Annotated in this window: 19 protein-coding genes and 2 pseudogenes; 7 read left to right on the top strand and 14 right to left on the bottom strand. The window is 39.3% G+C overall.

Annotation, left to right across the window (positions count from 1 at the left end):
- The first annotated feature begins 476 nt into the window (after positions 1 to 476).
- From LNN34_RS02280 to LNN34_RS02265, 3 genes are all read left to right on the top strand, one after another.
- Positions 477 to 1,034 carry a GNAT family N-acetyltransferase gene (locus tag LNN34_RS02280; RefSeq protein WP_229042639.1) on the top strand — a complete coding sequence of 186 codons (558 nt, stop codon included), beginning with the start codon at positions 477 to 479 and terminating at the stop codon, positions 1,032 to 1,034.
- A gap of 1,114 nt (positions 1,035 to 2,148) precedes the next feature.
- Positions 2,149 to 2,265, top strand: coding sequence for a YjcZ family sporulation protein (locus tag LNN34_RS02270; protein ID WP_010335054.1), 117 nt, complete (start codon positions 2,149 to 2,151; stop codon positions 2,263 to 2,265).
- Between the two features lie 170 nt (positions 2,266 to 2,435).
- Positions 2,436 to 2,525, top strand: a complete 90-nt coding sequence (locus tag LNN34_RS02265; protein ID WP_229042638.1) for a YjcZ family sporulation protein — start codon at positions 2,436 to 2,438, stop codon at positions 2,523 to 2,525.
- A 200-nt stretch (positions 2,526 to 2,725) separates the two neighbouring features.
- Here the strand turns inward: LNN34_RS02265 and LNN34_RS02260 are convergent, their stop codons facing one another.
- Positions 2,726 to 3,079, bottom strand: coding sequence for a YrdB family protein (locus LNN34_RS02260; protein WP_059293554.1), 354 nt, complete (start codon positions 3,077 to 3,079; stop codon positions 2,726 to 2,728).
- A gap of 66 nt (positions 3,080 to 3,145) precedes the next feature.
- Positions 3,146 to 3,301 carry a hypothetical protein gene (locus tag LNN34_RS02255; protein WP_229042637.1) on the bottom strand — a complete coding sequence of 52 codons (156 nt, stop codon included), beginning with the start codon at positions 3,299 to 3,301 and terminating at the stop codon, positions 3,146 to 3,148.
- A 493-nt stretch (positions 3,302 to 3,794) separates the two neighbouring features.
- Between LNN34_RS02255 and LNN34_RS02250 the strand changes: the two genes are divergently transcribed.
- On the top strand, positions 3,795 to 4,154 hold the full coding sequence (locus LNN34_RS02250; protein WP_229042636.1) for a hypothetical protein: 360 nt from the start codon (positions 3,795 to 3,797) through the stop codon (positions 4,152 to 4,154).
- A gap of 75 nt (positions 4,155 to 4,229) precedes the next feature.
- Here LNN34_RS02250 and LNN34_RS02245 read toward each other — a convergent pair whose 3' ends face one another.
- The 5 genes and pseudogenes from LNN34_RS02245 to LNN34_RS02225 form a co-directional block, all read right to left on the bottom strand.
- Positions 4,230 to 4,631, bottom strand: a complete 402-nt coding sequence (locus tag LNN34_RS02245) for a hypothetical protein (protein WP_227492911.1) — start codon at positions 4,629 to 4,631, stop codon at positions 4,230 to 4,232.
- A gap of 273 nt (positions 4,632 to 4,904) precedes the next feature.
- Positions 4,905 to 5,658 (bottom strand): annotated as a pseudogene (locus LNN34_RS02240) (ZinT family metal-binding protein).
- Positions 5,659 to 5,965: 307 nt separating this feature from the next.
- Complete coding sequence (locus LNN34_RS02235) at positions 5,966 to 6,322, bottom strand: SH3 domain-containing protein (RefSeq protein ID WP_229042635.1); 357 nt, start codon at positions 6,320 to 6,322, stop codon at positions 5,966 to 5,968.
- A gap of 51 nt (positions 6,323 to 6,373) precedes the next feature.
- Complete coding sequence (locus LNN34_RS02230) at positions 6,374 to 6,733, bottom strand: SH3 domain-containing protein (RefSeq protein ID WP_044154422.1); 360 nt, start codon at positions 6,731 to 6,733, stop codon at positions 6,374 to 6,376.
- Between the two features lie 254 nt (positions 6,734 to 6,987).
- Entirely contained in the window at positions 6,988 to 7,638 is a 651-nt protein-coding gene (locus LNN34_RS02225) for a VOC family protein (protein WP_229042634.1), read from the bottom strand.
- Between the two features lie 338 nt (positions 7,639 to 7,976).
- Here LNN34_RS02225 and LNN34_RS02220 point away from each other — a divergent pair, with 338 nt between their 5' ends.
- On the top strand, positions 7,977 to 8,408 hold the full coding sequence (locus LNN34_RS02220) for a CotD family spore coat protein (RefSeq protein ID WP_324251390.1): 432 nt from the start codon (positions 7,977 to 7,979) through the stop codon (positions 8,406 to 8,408).
- A gap of 199 nt (positions 8,409 to 8,607) precedes the next feature.
- Here LNN34_RS02220 and LNN34_RS02215 read toward each other — a convergent pair whose 3' ends face one another.
- Entirely contained in the window at positions 8,608 to 8,886 is a 279-nt protein-coding gene (locus LNN34_RS02215; protein ID WP_059335486.1) for an HPr family phosphocarrier protein, read from the bottom strand.
- A 211-nt stretch (positions 8,887 to 9,097) separates the two neighbouring features.
- Here LNN34_RS02215 and LNN34_RS02210 point away from each other — a divergent pair.
- Positions 9,098 to 9,757: pseudogene (locus tag LNN34_RS02210) on the top strand (NAD(P)-dependent alcohol dehydrogenase); the annotation flags it as partial.
- A gap of 183 nt (positions 9,758 to 9,940) precedes the next feature.
- Positions 9,941 to 10,450, top strand: a complete 510-nt coding sequence (gene yraA / locus LNN34_RS02205) for a cysteine protease YraA (RefSeq protein WP_106293559.1) — start codon at positions 9,941 to 9,943, stop codon at positions 10,448 to 10,450.
- 97 nt (positions 10,451 to 10,547) lie between these two features.
- On the opposite strand, the gene LNN34_RS02200 is transcribed toward yraA, so the two are convergent.
- The 6 genes from LNN34_RS02200 to LNN34_RS02175 all read right to left on the bottom strand — a co-directional run bounded on the left by LNN34_RS02200 (position 10,548) and on the right by LNN34_RS02175 (position 18,326).
- Positions 10,548 to 12,584 carry a GH32 C-terminal domain-containing protein gene (locus LNN34_RS02200; RefSeq protein ID WP_229042633.1) on the bottom strand — a complete coding sequence of 679 codons (2,037 nt, stop codon included), beginning with the start codon at positions 12,582 to 12,584 and terminating at the stop codon, positions 10,548 to 10,550.
- Between the two features lie 141 nt (positions 12,585 to 12,725).
- Positions 12,726 to 13,553 (bottom strand): PTS fructose transporter subunit IID, encoded by an 828-nt coding sequence (gene levG / locus LNN34_RS02195; protein ID WP_059293541.1) that lies wholly within the window; start codon positions 13,551 to 13,553, stop codon positions 12,726 to 12,728.
- 19 nt (positions 13,554 to 13,572) lie between these two features.
- The gene (gene levF / locus LNN34_RS02190) at positions 13,573 to 14,379 is read right to left on the bottom strand and encodes a PTS fructose transporter subunit IIC (protein WP_044154405.1); all 807 of its coding nucleotides are present in this window, start codon (positions 14,377 to 14,379) and stop codon (positions 13,573 to 13,575) included.
- Between the two features lie 4 nt (positions 14,380 to 14,383).
- Entirely contained in the window at positions 14,384 to 14,884 is a 501-nt protein-coding gene (locus LNN34_RS02185) for a mannose/fructose/sorbose PTS transporter subunit IIB (RefSeq protein ID WP_059293540.1), read from the bottom strand.
- Positions 14,884 to 15,324 (bottom strand): PTS fructose transporter subunit IIA, encoded by a 441-nt coding sequence (gene levD / locus LNN34_RS02180; RefSeq protein WP_044154390.1) that lies wholly within the window; start codon positions 15,322 to 15,324, stop codon positions 14,884 to 14,886. Before levD ends, LNN34_RS02185 begins: the two co-directional genes overlap by 1 nt.
- Before the next feature lie 191 nt (positions 15,325 to 15,515).
- Positions 15,516 to 18,326, bottom strand: a complete 2,811-nt coding sequence (locus tag LNN34_RS02175) for a sigma 54-interacting transcriptional regulator (protein WP_229042632.1) — start codon at positions 18,324 to 18,326, stop codon at positions 15,516 to 15,518.
- Positions 18,327 to 18,594 lie beyond the last annotated feature (268 nt).

Here is an 18,594-nt window from a genome sequence, read left to right as displayed (position 1 = left end):
ACGGACAGATTTGATTAGTATGGACTGGTTATTTTTATATTATTTAGTGCTTCTTTGGGCTAACTCTGACAGAAAATTCACCAGAGTTTACTCAATGTGTATAGCTCGTGAATCGTGATCGAATCTAAAATGAATCTATTGCGCATGCCTATAGTCAATGGCAACACATTCAACTATTTTATGTGATTTGTAATAGAAAAAATTTGAGAAGAATAACTAATCCCGCGTAAGACACTTAATACGCTAGTGAACGATAGTAAATAAGGGTTACTTGCAGCTTGTTTTCCAAGGAAACAAAGAAAAAAATTGTGCAAAAAGACAGGAAAGAGCTTTTGCAGCAAGTATTTTAACGCCAAATTTACTGCGGAAGAAAAAGCGACGGAATCACTTTTTGTGAAAAGGGCTCGTAGAACAGCTGGAATGTTTCTACTGAACGACTGGACTCGATATTATAGCAAATGAAGGAGTGAGCAATCATGAAAACAAAAAAGGAACCAAAAGTTATTCTGGAACTAGCAAAGGAGTCTGATCTGCCAGAATTCCAAAAAAAATTACAAGAAGCCTTTGCGATTGCCGTGATTGAAACGTTCGGTGATTGTGAAGATGGACCGATTCCATCGGACAATGATGTTCAGGAGTCTTTCAATGCTCCCGGAGCAGTGGTATACCATATTTTTCAGGATGGTAAGAAGATCGGTGGTGCAGTAGTACGTATCAACAGCCAAACACATCATAATTCGCTAGATTTATTCTATGTATCTCCAGAATATCACAGCCAAGGGATTGGTCTTTCTGCTTGGAAAGCCATTGAAGCACAGTATCCGGATACTGTGCTTTGGGAAACCGTGACACCTTATTTCGAAAAGCGAAATATCAACTTCTATGTGAATAAGTGTGGATTCCATATCGTAGAGTTCTACAATGAACATCACTCTGATCCGCATATGCATCGCAATGGACGCGAAGATGACAAGCCCCTGCCGGATGATGATGACTTTTTCAGATTTGTAAAGGTTATGAAAAAAAAGGACTAAACAATTGAACACGGCGAGATGCCGCAGAGAGTTGCTGGTAACCTTTTTAAAGATGTTTGTTTGGATCCAAAAAATCCTAAAAATATATTAGTGTCAATAATTATTTTCACAGACATAAATATACTCCTAACAATGCTCGTTTTAACCAATTAATGCAAATTGTCCATGTTTATACAATCTATATTTCATTATCAGAGGAAGGTAATAATGCTGTTTAAAAGGGGTTTTGATCCCTGTCTCAAAAACAGGGGTCAGTCCCAGTTTTTGTTGTGTTTTTCTCATTCGAGTTTATCGTATTTGCTTAAGTGTAGGGCTATAATGCTTCGCTCACTTGTATGGTGTATGAATCGTTGCCAAGACAACATGGGGATAATTGAGAAGGTTTATTTCTATATTAAATTGTTAATTATGTATACACAACAACAAATTCAGAAAGAAACACATACTATATAAGAATTAAGATAAAATTTTTAATAATTAGAGATACTAGAAGTTCAATAATGTAGTTCTCATGATTAAAAGTTTTCTTTAAGGAGTGTAACAGTCGGGAAATACAAACAAAAATAAGCACCTCCTACTCAGAACATAATATCCAAGCAGAGGTACATATAAAAATGAGCAGGGATATAATTGTGTGTTGACGTATTTTCTCCTGATTATTTCAAGAGAGACTCAATTTCCGATTTCGTTTTCGTCCCATAAATGCCGTCTATATTGGTATTGTTCGCTCCTTTATCTTGGTTGTAGCCAGTACTTTTTGAATTTGTGTAAGCTTTTTCCTCTCATCGTTAGGCTCTTCACTTTGGAAATGCCAGACAACAGCGTATGAGACGTTTTTTTTGCTGCGTGGGCATAATGTATTTTTTTGGCGGCATGTTTTGCATGAGATGAGCATGATTTCCCGACCGGCGCCTTCCATTCTGCTTCAATAGCGGTTTTAACCTTTCTCCCCCGTGCCACTGACAAGATGCGATGTGGACATACTTGCCGTCCCAATCGCCTCTATTTCAACTTAGACTAAAAAATCATTTTAAATTTCATTTCAACTAGCATCCCTTTCAAAGGAACTCGACCCGCATATCATGTACTATCCTTTTTTACTGGAGGTGGACATATGGGATACTCAAATGGTTGTGGTAGCTCCTTCGCATTAATCGTGGTGCTATTCATCTTACTAATCATTGTTGGAGCAGCTTTCTTCGGAGGCTATCCAGAAGGCGTTCCTATTTAACCGATATGCAGGAGTACCACCCTGTTCTGTTTGACGCCATAAGAAACTTTTATGGCGTTTAAATTTGTTTTTTAGACAAAAAATTCATTTTTTCTTATTTAGACGTAAATCTATGTCGAAAACTATCGTTTAGCATATCTTATACTATCCTCACTAAAGGAGGTGGACATATGTCTAATGGTTACGGTAGTTCCTTCGCGTTAATTGTGGTGCTATTCATCTTGTTAATCATTGTGGGAGCAACTTTCTTTAGATATTAAGTTAATAGACTAACTCCTCCGCAGCGCACCTCCCTGTTCGGCAAAACGCCATAAGAAACCTATATGGCGTTTTGTTATGTGATTAACTAACCATATGCTGACAAAGTTTCTGAACAAAGGAAATATAAAATACCAATCTTCATCTTTCTGAAGCTCTATGAGCTTTTTTTAAATTGTCCGCAGTTTTAGCTTAATATAATTTATTGATTTAGAAGCCATTTTATACGCCCAGCTGAAGTTATATAGTGTAGCAATATAAGACAAAAAAAGATGATACAAACTGTTTTTAAATTACTAAAATAAAGCGCTGCAACAGCCATTGCAAAGATCAATAATTCAATAAATAATCTTATAACCCCGTTCACGGCTATTACAGTTTGACCGCTTCGGCTAGGATCATTGGGCACTGCAAACACGGACCAGATAATCATAACTGCAATTGGTAAAACTAAAGTTAAAACATATTTTAAAAAACCATTGAAGTGAGTCCAAGCAAACACACCTATGAAAATCAATGCCGCAACTTCAAGTGAAAATCTTAGAAGTAAATTCATTTGACTCCGTTTTTTTCAACTCCTCTGTATTAAAAAGCACCCCGCAGGAGATGCTCTTTCTGCACTTTATTTCAGCATATAAAAACTTTTCTGTTCTTCTCCTTTTGGTTCTCTTTGAGTTTTTGGAGAGTTCACCTCCACTTTTGAAGATATGATACCGACTACTGCTGTTACTAATGCTCCGAATAATGCAACAATTATAAGTATAGTGACATATGACAACTTTTCTCCTCCTATCCAGATAATTATCCAAATAATCAGGAAGTTGTCTACAATTCGCAAAATTTGTCGAACGAAATTGTTGAATAATACACGATTTTGTTATGAAAACTGAATTCAGCATTTTCCGTTTACATCACCGAATTCCTAATAATTCCTCCCAGCTGAGTTGGAGTCAGATGATTAAAATGTTCTCCGAAAACTTGAAAAAGTGTTCAAGTATGAAGCAAAAAAAGGACTGAACGATCCTGAAACGTTCCTTGCAGAAAAGACGGAAATTAGATAAATAAACGCAGCTAGTTTATTATTATTGATTTCTGTTTATTTAATTCTGTTTACTAATAAGATTTAGATTCTCATTTATAAAGTGATTTTTGAACAACTTAGAAACCCTTACAGGGCATAGGTTTTTGTTGTTTTTCTCATTTATATTTTCATGTAGGTCTCTTTTACATTATCATTTATAAAAATGAAAATTACATAAGGAGCGTTTATTGTGAAGAGAACCATTGAGTTTGTTTTAAGTTTAATAGGGAGCAGATTGGGTGCTGTAGCATCTATCCTAGCTTTAGGTATCGCTTACCTTGATTTATTTTTTCACTTGATCAGATACTTTGATATGACAAGCGACCTCCTTGTTGGGGCATGGATATCTTTGATCTTTTCATGCATTGGGTTTACCGCTTCAATTGTTGTCTTATTCAAACCAAAGTTGAGCAGTGTTTTACTTTTTATCTCAGGGATTGGAGGACTTATATGTATTGATTGGTTTTACTTAATACCAGCTATACTTATGATGATCCCTGGAATCATGGTGTTTGTAAGGAAAGGAAAAACTGCTCCTAAAGCAATTTAGAGCAGAGTATAATTCGACCGAACCAACTGGCGGTTCTGTTAGTGTATAGTCATATTTCAGATAAACTAATTGTTATTATTGAACAGTACCATAGTCAAAATCAATATCTTTCTTGTCTAAATCCCCCTTAACATTTTTAGCATAGGTCATGGTTAAATGCACGCTTTTATCTATCCACCAAGTTCCATCATCAGTATTTGTATCCCAAGTAACATCTATATCTCTGTTAAAATTCTCAAAAAACACCAAATCCCCAACAGCTACTGTTTTTCCGTTGATTTTGTAATATATTAAAACAATTTTCTTATCAAATATACCTGTCCCGTGCTTTACGATTGTTAAACTATAAGGCTTGTTAGGACATTGCTCTTCAAGTATAATTTCAGGATTTAAAAATAAAACATAACAGATGAATAAAATTGGAACAATCATTAACCTTTTTAATAATTTTTTATTGATATTAAACCCCTCCAGCAAGAAAACTCCGTTTAACAATCCATTTCATTTGGGATACACCCCTATCTTTTGAACGTACTCAGGCATAGGCAAAAAAATAAAGCGTTTCATTTCGTATTATAAGGCAGGGATAGGGTAAAACGGAAGAAATGTAAAGAGGGCAAAAAGCTGCTGACGAGGAGTCAGCAGCTATACATGCATCTATCTGTAGAAGTCCTTATCAATAATAATATATTCAATATCATGTCCGTTATTTCCAATTGATGAGGAAACGCTCAAGGCCAAGGGCCGTATTTAATGCGCCATCATCTCATGAGCAATATCGTGTCCGTCCATTTCTGACGGGTAATAGGTAGGCCAGTTTTTGACTTCATCAAGTAAAGCTTCACGGTCGTCACCCCAATACAGATGGTAATGGCTGGATTTAGTCGGATGAGATACTATGATCACTAAACTGAATAAACTGAGGAAGTCCTTCAGCTTCTTTAGCAAGTTTGAATATGTATCTTACTCCTCTATTGCCCGCATCATATGTCAAAATTTCGTACCCGTCATAAATATACTGACCAGAATATTCTTTTCCATTTTTGAAGAACGTTACAGTATCTGGTTGAATTAAGATACGTTCAACATCTGTTTTATACCCTTTTTTATAATATTCTTTATATTCTTCAGCTGTCATGTCACCTTCATGTTCTGCTTTATAAGAAAATACTTCGTCAAGAGTACTATCTTGCAGGTATGAATATACAGATTGCCAGTCTCCTTCCCAGTCAGAAAGTGAACGATCCTTTACTTGACTGTCTTTAAAATACCCTTCATAAATTTTTTCTGTTTCTTCATCATGTGCATGACTATGATCGTGAACATGTCCGTGTGTGTGACTTTCGGATGATTGCTCTTGCGTTTTAGAAGAGTCTTCTGCAGCTGATGAGGATGATGTTGTTTTAGACTCGCCTTCGGATGAACCTGAATTCTGACATCCTGCCAATACTAGTAATGAACCAATCGCTAATATCCCTAACCTCTTTGCAAATAAAATTCCCATTACGACACTCCTCCTCCTCAAATCGAAATTATTACGATTTGTATTATACATTTATCTTATGCAAAGATCAAAGGTAAAATGAGATGTTTTCATGATTTTATCATCTTACTTTCTGTCCTCTTGACTGTTCATACAAATACAAACACAATTTCCTCGGTCTTTCATTTATGTAATTAAAGTTATCATTCATGAGTGGGCTATCCTAGCGATTGAGTTATCTATAAACAGGAAAAACCACACCAACAAAGTTGGTATGGTTCATTCAGATAGGCCCTAAAGAAGAGACTCTATTGTACGGAGTATACAGCTAGTTGCATCGGTAACCGACCGGACCGTCAGAACCTGTATACACATATGTGTCAGAAACATATCCAATATTCACGATCCCCCGGGAATCTTTCCACTGGATTTGATCCCAAATATTACTCGTTCCATACTTCCCGGTAACAGTCGTTCCATAAGCGTAACAATAGTAAGGAACACGCGAGCCGTTAGGAATGGAAAGCATAATAGGATAGTTTGTACCTGGACCGCTGCGCATATTGACAGGCGCACCGCTGCTTGTTGAAACAGTAAAGTACTGAACGGCAAGTGCCTGACTGGAAAAAATAAATAATGATGCAACCATAACGGTTAACATACTCAGCATTTTCAGTTTAGTCAATGTCATCCCTCTTTCTTCAATTCCTTCATTTTAAAAATGATAGAACATATGCTACCAGCTGCATTTAGGAACAACCGGACCGTCTGAGCCTGTATACATATATGTATCAGAGACAAATCCAGGAACGATCTCCCCGCTGGCAAGCGTCCGCTCTGTGTAATTCCAAATATTACTCGTTCCATACTTTCCAGTTACAGTTGTACCGGTTTTGTAGCAATAGATCGGGATGCGGGTTCCGCTCGGAATAGTCGTTACGATCCCCCAACTTGTACCTGGGCCGCTGCGCATATTGACAGGCGCACCGCTGCTTGTTGAGACAGTGTAATACTGAACTGCTTGTGCATGACTAGAAAAAATGAAGAATGACGCTACCATCACGGTTAACAAACTTGCTATTTTTAGCTTTCTCAACTTATACTCCTCCTCATCATAAATGTCCTGCGTCTGGCTTTCTTACATTCAGTTCAGGAATGATTCGGCAGACCACCTTCTCCCCTTTCGTTTACATATATTGATATCATATTACCATCAAACAGGTAGATGAGAAGTGCCTTTATTACTGAATTTTCCGACATAAAAGAGGATAAAATTTGGGAATATAGGAATTGCAATGCACTCCGAAATAATGCATGAAAGATATGTCACACACCAATTAAAAGCGATTTCTAATCAAAATTTTTGATGATCCCTCGGTCAGTTTCTATCATGAGTGGTGCATCTATACTGTATTTATTCGAGAATATCCATCTTCTCCCGACAGGACCTAATAAAATATAGACTCCTACTTTATACTCCCCCATGAACAGTAAATGATTTTTTGAGAAAGGTTCATCATTTCTTTGCCGAATTCCCAGCTTTAAAAGGTAATCAAAACATTCTTTAACATGATTTGTAGATAAACCAATCTCGCTTATACCTATTACATTGTCGGGCGTGAATACTTTTGACCTCGTTTCCGGAGAGGTTTCTAATCGAGAAATAAACTCAATAATATTACCTGCAGGGTCTTCAAAATATATCGATCTTGCCTTTGCATTTGCAAAATACGCTTCATCGTCACCATCTTCATCAAGTAAATCAACCTTCTTTTTCAGCCATTCTTTAGCTTGTGCGAAAATATTCGAATGGATATTAAACGCAAAATGATAGTAATAGCGATTCGCTTCGTCTTGGTGCAAGGTTAAGATGCTTTCTCCCACTTGAAATATGGCTAATGTATCAGTTAAAGCCAGCGTTTTAAATTGAAGGATATCTTTATAAAAGCTTACAGTTTGATCAAAATGAGAAACAAATATTTCAAGATTTTTTATTTTCACTATTTTCACCCCCTCTCTTAATATATCTAAAATGAGAAACAAATTCTTACAACATTTAGTTTATTTAAGCTACATCATTAGACTGAAAAATAAAGAACCACCTGCACTTGTTTTTCATCCGCATTTCGTAACTTTAAGGATATGCCTCTTCTATCAGCCAGCAGCCGTAGGATCTCCATTTTTATAGCTTCAGTCACATTGTTATCTGAAACCACTTTCTGAACTCGTCATCAATGTCATGACTTACTCGTTCTAGTTTTTTAAATATGACAGAAAACTTTGCCCCCTTTCTTGTCATGTATATCGACATCCTAAAATAATAGCGGATTTTTTATAATATGAGTTTCTTGTCTAGGACAACCTTTTTTCTTCATCATAACTTATATAGTAAGACAAGATTTTTTGAGAGGGTGATTTTGATGAGCTGCAGCAACGGTGGGTTTAGAAGTGTAGACGAATTCATGTTCGGCTCTCGTCGTGGGAACAACGGTAGCAATAGCTTCAATGGCTTCAATGGAGGCAATGGAGGCAACAATGTAGAAACAATTGTTTCTCCCACAAGAAATGTTGTAAATACGACAACCAATGAACGTACTGTTAGACGTGTTCAGCCGACTCACATTGTTAATGTTAATAGAAATGTTACAAGAGTAGAAAATTACTATCCAGTGACACAATCTACAGAGAATGAAAATATCGTTGAGGAATATGATTGTGGAAGTGACTTAAGAAATCCATGCTGTAAACCAGTAAAAAGATGCAATAGGTAATGATTCAATAAAGATTCATTTTAGGCATCCTTATGGATGCCTTTTTTATTACCCTACTCTTTCAGATTTTCGGCTTTAAAATGAAGAGAAATGAGTTGGTTTCTTTGAAGATAACCAGTTAACAAAACGCTCGTATAAAAACGGGAGACCTTGGATCGAGTCCCTTAAAATGACAATAAAAAAGGGAAGATTTTTCTCCTCATTTCTTTATGAACTTGTTTTTTTGCAAATGATCTTCTATCGCTTGTAAAGCCTGATACTCGTCAACGCCATTAGCTCTTATCTTCATGTGGGTATTAGGTTTAATTCCTAGTGACATCACATCAATGAGGGACTTGGGTGTATTTTTCAGGTCGACAGATTCCCCTAGATATTCAAGATATATACTGGAGCTGAATTGACAAGCCGCACGTACTAACAAGGCCGCTGCACGGGCGAAGCCTGTACTCGCGATAATTGTATACTGTTTTTCTATCATTCTCCCTGCTCCTTAGGCCTGAAAATTCCTTAAAGAATTGGAATAGGCCAGTTTTTATTCATAAGCCCTCTATTCTTTCTCTCAATCCGAAACATAGTATCTTGTTGATTTCCAGCAATATCGTTTTCGGGCACAATTAATGATGACCAACTATTCGGTGAGGTACATATGGTCCTTCTAGAAACCTAACTTCTGCAGGCGTCAATTTAATGGCGGGTACAGCCAAAAAATCGTTGTCACTGACAGGTTCGTTGTTCGGATACCGGACAGTTTGGAGATGGATGTTGCCAGCCCTCTACTGTGTGCAGGGATTACAACCTATTCCCCTCTAAAACACTGGAACGTCGGCCCAGGCAAAAAGGTTGCAATTGTAGGAGTCGGCGGGCTTGGTCATTTGGCGATTCAATTTGCGCATGCTTTGGGTGCAGAGGTAACCGTCCTGAGCCGCTCTATGAATAAGAAAGAGGAAGCCCTTGAACTAGGGGCTGACCATTACTATGCAACCAGTAATCAAGCTGCATTTATTGAATTGGCCGGGCGTTTTGACGTAATCTTAAATACAGTATCCGCGAATCTTGATGTAGATGCCTATTTATCAATGCTTCGGATAGACGGAACACTTGTGAATGTAGGGGCACCGGCCGAGCCGGACAAATATAGTATATTCTCCTTAATCATGGGCCGCCGCAACCTAGCGGGTTCTCTTGTCGGCGGAATTCCAGAAACACAGGAGATGCTTGATTTCGCTGCTCAGCATGGCATTGCACCTAAAATTGAGGTGATTCGTGCCGATCAAGTGGATGAAGCATATGAGCGTGTTCTTCGCAGTGATGTACGCTACCGATTCGTTATTGATATCTCTACATTATAAGTCGGAATAGTTGTAAAAGGTGGGATAGCCTTGTTTTGGCTGCGCTTTTACCCTATGAAAATCATAAAACGTATAAACAACTCTTCCCAGGACTCTTGCGAAAAACATCTCAAGCAAATATTTTGAAGGACGATGAACGTGCCTGTTATTCTATGGTATATAGAATTCATAGGAGGTATAAATATGAGCAAAAAAATCGCTGTTCTCGTTACAGACCAATTCGAAGATATCGAATATACAAGTCCGGTAAAGGCATACGAAGAAGCTGGCCATAGCGTCATTGCCATTGATTTGGAAGCAGGCAAGGAAGTTACCGGTAAACATGGCGAGAAAGTGAAGATCGACAAATCGATCGCCGACGTAGATGCAAGTGAATTCGATGCTTTATTAATTCCTGGAGGATTTTCCCCAGATTTGCTTCGCGGAGATGACCGGCCGGGTGAATTCGCGAAAGCATTTGTAGAAAATGAGAAACCTGTTTTCGCTATTTGCCATGGCCCACAGGTACTCATTGATACGGATCTTCTGAAAGGCAAAGACATCACTGGCTACCGCAGCATTCGCAAAGACTTGATCAACGCTGGTGCAAATTACAAAGATGAAGAAGTAGTCGTCAGCCATAACATTGTAACAAGCAGAACACCTGATGATTTGGAAGCATTTAACCGCGAATCATTGAACCTGTTGAAATAAGAAAAAGGCACAGACTGTTTGAGTCTGTGCCCTTTTTTATAGAGAAAGCGTAAGAATCTCTATTCCCCCTTCATTTAAAATGCCTCTTTTGCCTTTTCTAATCAGTCTTTGCGTTGACATTCTGAAAGGCTGCTGTAGCATCCCAAACGTTCAAGCCAAATTGACCTTCTGAGAATGCAGAATCTTCAGCATCTATGACTAGACGGTCATCCAAATATATTTTAAAGTGAGCGCCATGAGCCACAGTTTTCAAATGATATTTTTTATTTATATCTATTGGTGTTTGGTGTTCGGCAATAACAGAGGCAATCCCGTCCTCAAATTTGAAAAATTTCACAAGATCATGTTTCGCATCCACATTGGCTACATAACCGTTTTGTGCGTCTTTATCAGAACGAAACACAAGAGCCCCTGCCCCTTTTCCGTTCCCATCCTTAATGATTATATCGGATTCATAAGTGAAGTCAGCTCCTGATGCTGAAGACATCATGAAGGAATCGCCGTCTGATCGTCCTTGTTTTCCATCAATTGTGTCGGCCCACGTACCGTTTACAGTTGTCCATCCAGTCAAATTGGATATAAACGGTGACGCTCCCCATGCTTTTTTTAAAGGATGAATCGTTAGGGAGTTTACCTTAGCACGGCCATTAACAGCATATAATTCAAGACCTTTGCTTGATCTATCCGGGAGAATGATGTCAGTCAACACCTGCTGCCCGTCATTACCAAATACTTCGACTGAAGAGCGGTCAACAAAAATACGCATTTTTATCTTTCCATTTACCGGCTTCAGCGGAGCTGCTTGCTTCCCAGTGTTAAAGGTTGGATTAAAGTTGACATTTCCGGATTGGCTTCGGTCAACGAACAGTTTGCCGCTCTTTTGATGATAACCGACTTTTGTATATTGATTTCTCCCTGTTCGAACCTTAAAACCGAATTCAGAAGCCGAACCTGGATTCACTTGAAACTCTGCATTCATTTCATAAGCATCTCCATATATACCCGCCAATACATTACTGCTCACTGGCGATATCATCTTATTTTTCCACTTCTGCGCGGCTCCCCTGATCGATTGCAGCTCTGTTACTGGTGTTTGAATCACTCTGACCCCTTCAGAAAACGCTTTCAATTTTACTTCTCTTGGAATAGTCATTGCACTTCTCCATGGAGATGTAGGAACATCGTTGGCATATTGCCAATTGCTCATCCACCCTAGCCAAAGCCGCCGTCCATCTGAAGAAGGGACATCGGACCAAGAAACAGCCGCATAAAAGTCTTTACCGTAGTCGGTCCATAATACTTTGTCTGACGGGTTTTCGTTCTTGAAAGTTGTTCCATCAAAACTTCCTACAAAATATTGCATGCCTGATCCTCCTGAAACCGCACCGTTTCCGACACTGACTTGCATCACCCATTTCTTTTGTTTCGGATTGCCGTCTACAGGAAGCTCAAATAAATCCGGACATTCCCATACGCCTCCATGACTTCCTTGTCCTTGTCCAAACTCACTTGCATATGTCCACTGCTTCAAATTTTTCGATGTATAAATGAGAATTCGGTCACCAGCTGCCACGACCATCACCCACTTTTTATCTTTTTCATACCAAAACACTTTCGGATCGCGGAAATCTTTTTTTTCCGGGTTTGGAATGACCGGATTACCTGAGTATTTCGTCCATGTTCTGCCTTTATCATTACTATAGGCGACGCTTTGCACTTGGCCGTCTTCATGATCCTGCGTATATATAGAGACAAGCGGCTTCTCCTTGCCGGTTTGAAAACCGCTTGTATTATTCCAATCGACCACTGCGCTCCCGGAAAAAATTGTGCCTTTTTCATCAGGTGACAGCGCTATGGGAAGGTGCTTCCAGTGAACTAAATCCTTGCTTACTGCATGGCCCCAATGCATCGGCCCCCATTGCAGACCGTATGGATGATGCTGATAAAACAAATGATACTCCCCTGCATAATAAACCATTCCGTTTGGATCATTCATCCAGTTTGCCTCTGGTGTGAAATGATATTGGGGACGGTAATCCTCATCATAGTAGCTTGAATCGGCTGCACTTACTGGCAGCGCCATAGTAAACAGCATGGTGAATAGGATCACGACTTGAATAAGCTTCTTTTTCATTCTGATTCTCTCCTCTCTAACATTTAAAAACATTCAAGAGAGACATCTGCACGAGTGATCCGTGATAAAAGCTGTATCGAATGATGAAGAGGTTATGAGAAAGACTTCTGCAGGTTTCTCCCCTTTTTACCCGTTAAGCGCTCATGCCAGAAATCCAGCCCAATAGCCAAGAATACCGATCACAAATATGCCAACGATAATAAGGAGCGGATTTACTCCTTTTCTCAGCATCCATGCCACTAATAAAGTCAATCCTAAAGGCAGCACCCCCGGCATAATGCTGTCTAAAATATTTTGCACAGTTTGAACGTCAACTTTTCCGTTATCATCTTTAATTCTTGAAACAACGATCGGGATGTTGATGGTGGTCCACTTGGAGACCAAAGCCCCCATCACAAATAACCCGAGGATGGAAGCGCCTTCTGTCAGTTTTTGAATACGATTCCCTGCTAGATCCTGCAAAATCTCCATCCCTTTTACATAGCCATACTTTAAACCGTAATATTTTGTGGTTAATCTGATGGCATTCAGCAGGAAAAAGAACAGCAGAGGACCGGCAATGTTTCCGCCTAAAGCAAGAGAAGCCCCTAAAGCAGCCAATACGGGGCGTACGGTTCCCCAGAAAATAGGATCGCCCACACCCGCTATCGGACCCATTAAACCGATTTTCATCCCGCTTATTGCTTTCCCGTCTATTCCTTTATTGTTCGCCATTTCTTCTTCCATGGCAGCTGTCACCCCAAATATGGGTGCGGACAGCCACGGATGTGTATTAAACCATTCCAAGTGGCGCTGCAAAGCTGCGTTTCTTTTCGCTCCCGGACCGTACAATTTTTTTATCGCCGGTATCATCACATAACAATATCCCATTGCCTGCACACGTTCAAAGTTAAATGAGCCGAGCAAGAAATTCGAACGGATAAACATACTGAAAATGACTTTCTTTGTTAATCTTTTTTCTTTCTCCAATTTTCATCCCCCCTCGTTCTTATGCATCAAGATCGTCATCATCATCATAGACAGCTGCATTGCTGCCGTCCGCGGCTGCGGCGACTGCCCCGTGGGCGCTATTTTTTTGCATAACCTGCTGGTATAAAAGCGCCAGACAGAGACCAAGAGCGCCAAATCCTACTAAATTGAAATCGGTAAACGCTGCCAACAAAAAACCAATATAGAAAAATGGCTTAAGATAAGGGATATTCATCATATTGATCACCATTGCATACCCCACAACAACAATGATGCCTCCTCCTATTTGCAAACCTTTGGTAATGACTTCCGGAATATTTCCCAAGAACGCCTGAACAGCGCTCACACTGATTAAGGCCACAATCAAAGTCGGTATCATGACACGCAGCGCTTGAAACACCATGGCGGTAATATGCATAATTTCAATTCCTTTGATATTCCCCTCCCTGGCATATTTATCAGCACGGTGAATGAAAAAGACAGTAATCGTTCGGACAAAAATAGTAAGCGCTTGACCTGCAGCTGCCAAAGCAACAGCGACGGCAATGCCTTCACCAATGCCTTGATCAGCGGTAATCACTAAAATGGTTGAAATCACAGAGGCAATGGCTGTATCAGGCGCCATGGCGAGGCCGACATTCATCCAGCCCAGCGCCATCAGCTCCAGCGTTCCTCCTAAAATGATTCCTGTTTTTAGATCGCCAAGCACAAGGCCAACCAAAGTGCAGGCAATCAGCGGACGGTGTGTTTGCCCTTCATCCAATACACTTGCAATACCTGTAATGGCTGCAATGATTAACAACAAAATAATTTGTATTGAAGTCATCATCTCATCCCCTTGATGATTTTGTCACATTTCTCAAAATCTCCATAAAGTCTTCACTGGCATCAGAAGGCAGCTGCCTCAATTCCAGCGTGACGCCTAATTCATTTAATGTCTCAAACGCCTCTATATCCTCTTCAGTTACACTGACTGATTTGGTGATTTGCCGGCGATTATTCTCAAAACGCATCCCTCCGACATTTACGGTTTTGATAGGGACGCCTGCTTCTATAAGAGATACAATATCGGATGGGTTTTCAAACAGCAGCATCGCCGTTACCCCTTCGTAGCGCGGACTATGAAACGCCTTTGCCATTTTAGAAATGGATACGGCACTCGCCTTTACATTGGAAGGAGCAACAGAAAGGATCAGGGTTTTTCTCATTTCATCCTGCGCAACGTCATCTGACACAACGATGATGCGGTCTGCTGCATGGACTTTAATCCATCTTGTCAGGATTTGGCCGTGAATAAAGCGGTCATCAATTCTTGCCAATGTAATGTTCATCATAGTTCATCCTCTCTTTTTTCTTCACAAAGTGTTTTTGCTTTTTCTAAATGTTCGCTGCAAACTTGAAAGCTTTGCTGGCTCATTTTTTTTAAGTGATTCAGCATTTCTTTGAGTTTCATGTGTTCTCTCAGGCTTAATACCTCCAGTAATATCGGCAGGTTTATGCCGGCAGCCATATCCATTCTTTGATCCTTAGCGATGAAGGAAGCCGCTGCGTTATATGGTGTGCCTCCAAAAATATCAACTAAAAAAAGCACCTCATTTTCTTTCGGAATATCCTGAAGCGTCTGATGATATTTTTCTTGCAGCGTTTGGATGCCCTCTCCTTTAAAAAACGGCACCGCTATCAGATGATTTTCTTCACCGAATATCATGCCTGAAGATTCTTTTAATGCTATGGGAAAGTCCCCATGTCCGCTAATAATGACTGAAATCATAACACGTTTGCTCCTTTCCTTTTTCGTACATCCATTTATAATGCAAGTATCGTGCCAAAGAATCTGTGTTAAGCGTTTTCATTTATTTTGCAGCACATGAAGAAAGCTGATTGAAACACATGTGAATATAAAAATAAACCTGTATTAAAATGGCGTTCCATTTAATACAGGTTTACGTAAAAAAACCGCTTTTAACACATGTGGCCATGTACTTCTTCAGCAAAAATGGCGGCTATAAATAATTTTTCATCATCGCTTATGTTCAGTCCCAATTTTTGTTCATAAGGGATTAATGTTCGCTCTGTCACCTCAAAAATCTCTTTCAGCTGATCGGTTATTTCGTCTTCTTCGGAAAAAGCAATCGGATTCTGTTTAATCACCCTTTCAAAGGCAAAAGCCGTATGCATAATCACTTTGATCATCACTGTGTTATTGAAAATGATGCCTAACTCATCTTGAATGGTCTGAAGCCACTCTAATAAGATTTCTATAATGTGATGGGGGTTCAAAAAAACCAGATACTTTTTCAAACTATCCTCGCAAAGCTCCCGTACAATGATGTTTGCGCCCGATAATCCATTACTCATCGGAATGCTGCCTTTTGTGATCGCCTGTTGGATCATCTTCTCTCCTTCACCTTCAATTAATACCTCCAAAGATACATGCGGAGCATTGATTTTAGGATCTTTTGTTCCTACTGTCGCAAGAATCTCATACTCTTTTTCGATGTCTTTGATGCTGTTTGCCAATTTAATCGATGATACGGTCAATATGTGGATGGGCACATCAGAGGCCTTGTTTACGATCGTTGTTAAGATGTCTTCCAGCTTTTTTGCCGTTCCGCTGCCTGTTGTGCAAATCGAAACCAACGCCCTCTTTTTGCCTGGTGAGGCGGCAGGCTGCCGATCCCATAACTCAATAAAATCCTTTGTGACCGAATCATATATGGCATGTAAATGTAAATTCAGATAGTTCACCTTTCTGACGGCGTCCAGCACCATTGAGGTCGTGACATTGCTGATTGTTTTGATTTTGATGCCTGTTTTTTCTTCAAGCTTGCTTTCCAGCATTGCAAGTGATCCCATGTCAACAAGCATTAAAACACCTTCACCTTCATCTACTTGCTGTATTTTTCCCGCTAAGCGCTCCATAATTTCCGCAGGTGAAACAGAAAGGGGCATATCGACGGCCGCAATTGGGGTGCTTCCTAAAAGCTCCGTCGCTACTTCAACCATGGAACTCGCCATGCTATTTCCATGTGCGGCAACCACAATCCCAACTCTTTTGTTTTCTTTTAACGTTTTGATGGAATGAATCAACATCGTTAAGTAGATGACTTCTATTTCCGGGACCGTTACTCTGAAGTGTTCCTGAATTTTGTCTTTAAATATGAGCGCCACCTGATACTCTTTCACATGGGTATCACGGATTTCATCCGTTTCCTGCGCATTTAAAACATCAATTTGCTTACCGCGTTTTAAAAATGAATCAATATGCATACTTAAAAAATAGATAAATTTACGGTCAAATGTGCAATTCAATTCTTGTTCAGCAACTTCTTTTAATTGCTTCGTCATTTGAATCACGCCGTCCTCAACAAATGTCAGCAGGTTGTCATTTCGGAACGCGCTTTGATTAAAAAAGCTTCTGACATGCAAATGAATATCCGTTAAAATATATTGATTTATTTCCTTTTTGGACAAGCCTTCTTTGTTTAGCACTTCGACCTTTTCTTCTATCAAATGATACAAATTAAATGATAGATCATCATCAATTTTTGTTGTTTCATCTTCTACTATCGGGGATATGATGGTTGTGATATTGACATATTCAGAAATCGTTTTGCTTCTTTTCATGTTTTTGCTGCTTGACATCCAATCTTGCTTGATTTCATCTGGGAGATCCCGAACGGTCAGTTCAACAACTTCATCTCTGTCAAGATTATGTAAAAATCCATGTGCACAAACTAACTGCACATTTGATTTCAGCTGTCCCACATTCCCAAACTTCGCAGAATGAATCAATGCATTATATACATCGATATGCACACTTAGATTCTTCTTAATACGCTCTGCTTCTTTCCCTAATAAAAACGTTGTGAGATCAACTCTCTCTTTAAGAGATCGTTCTTCCAGCGATGGAATATGAATCGTCATTGGAATTCTTCGCAAAAATGTTTTTAATAGAGCAGAATTAGGGTTTTCGGTAGTTGCGCAAATAAATAATACTTTCGATGTTCTTTTATGTTCAGTTTCTCCAAGACGGTTATAAGATCCGCTGTCGATAAAATAAAACAGCATTTCTTGTCCCTCAGGCGGAAGACGGTGGATTTCATCCATAAACAGAATGCCCCCGTCGGCCTGCTCAACTAAACCGGCTTTATCTTCGCTGGCGCCGGTAAATGCTCCTTTCTTATGACCAAATAATTGAGAGAGTAATAATTGAGGATTGTTATAGTAATCTGCACAGTTAAATGTGATGAACGGAGAACCAGGCTTCAAAATGTCAGAGTAAATCGCAAACTGGTAAATCCGGTTCGCAAAAAGGGATTTACCGGAGCCTGTTGGTCCTAAGAGAAGCATGTGCAGACCGTGCGGAGGATAAAAAACAGCTGCTTTTGCTTGAGAAATTGCTTTCTTCAAACTGCCTTTTGCTCCAATCATAAGTTCAAGAGGATTCGTAGAAATATTTTGATCGTTCTTTTTTTGATTTTCAGAAAGCTCCTTCAGTTCTTTAACTTCCATTATCTCTGTATTCCATTTTTTGTTGAATGCTCTTTCCACTACTTCCACTGGAATGTAGCGCACGGGAAACGTTTTAATTTTTACCACCTTTTTGGACCGCACGAGATTGTTTAATTCAAAACTGACATTGGACCGCTCTATCTTCAATTGCTGAGCAATTTCCTTTGCTGAATTTCCCTGTACCTTTAAAAGATGATCTAAGCTGGAGTCATGAAAATTATGCATGAGCTGATGGTATATTTTATCAATTCTTTTCATCTATATCATCCTTTGTCCTTATTCGTCAAAATTGGTAAAACGGACATCAGTTTTTATGCCTTGTACTGAGGATCTCATCTCATTCTATGGCCTTGCGTCCGCACTTGGATTTTCTTTTTCAATATTCTGTGAAAAGTTTTTATATGCAGGAACAATAGCACGTATCTCAACACAAAAGCTTGCACCGATTAAAAAATAATTTCGTTATTTGTCTAAACAGACGCCCTTTTTTGGTGTTTTTGATCTATGATTCACTCAGGTTGTCCCC

Origin of the sequence: Bacillus sp. AF23 (assembly GCF_020861455.1) — a bacterium.
Taxonomy (GTDB): Bacteria; Bacillota; Bacilli; order Bacillales; family Bacillaceae; genus Bacillus; species Bacillus halotolerans.
The sequence above is the reverse complement of the archived record's forward strand: the minus strand, read 5'-3'. Positions and strand labels throughout refer to the sequence as shown.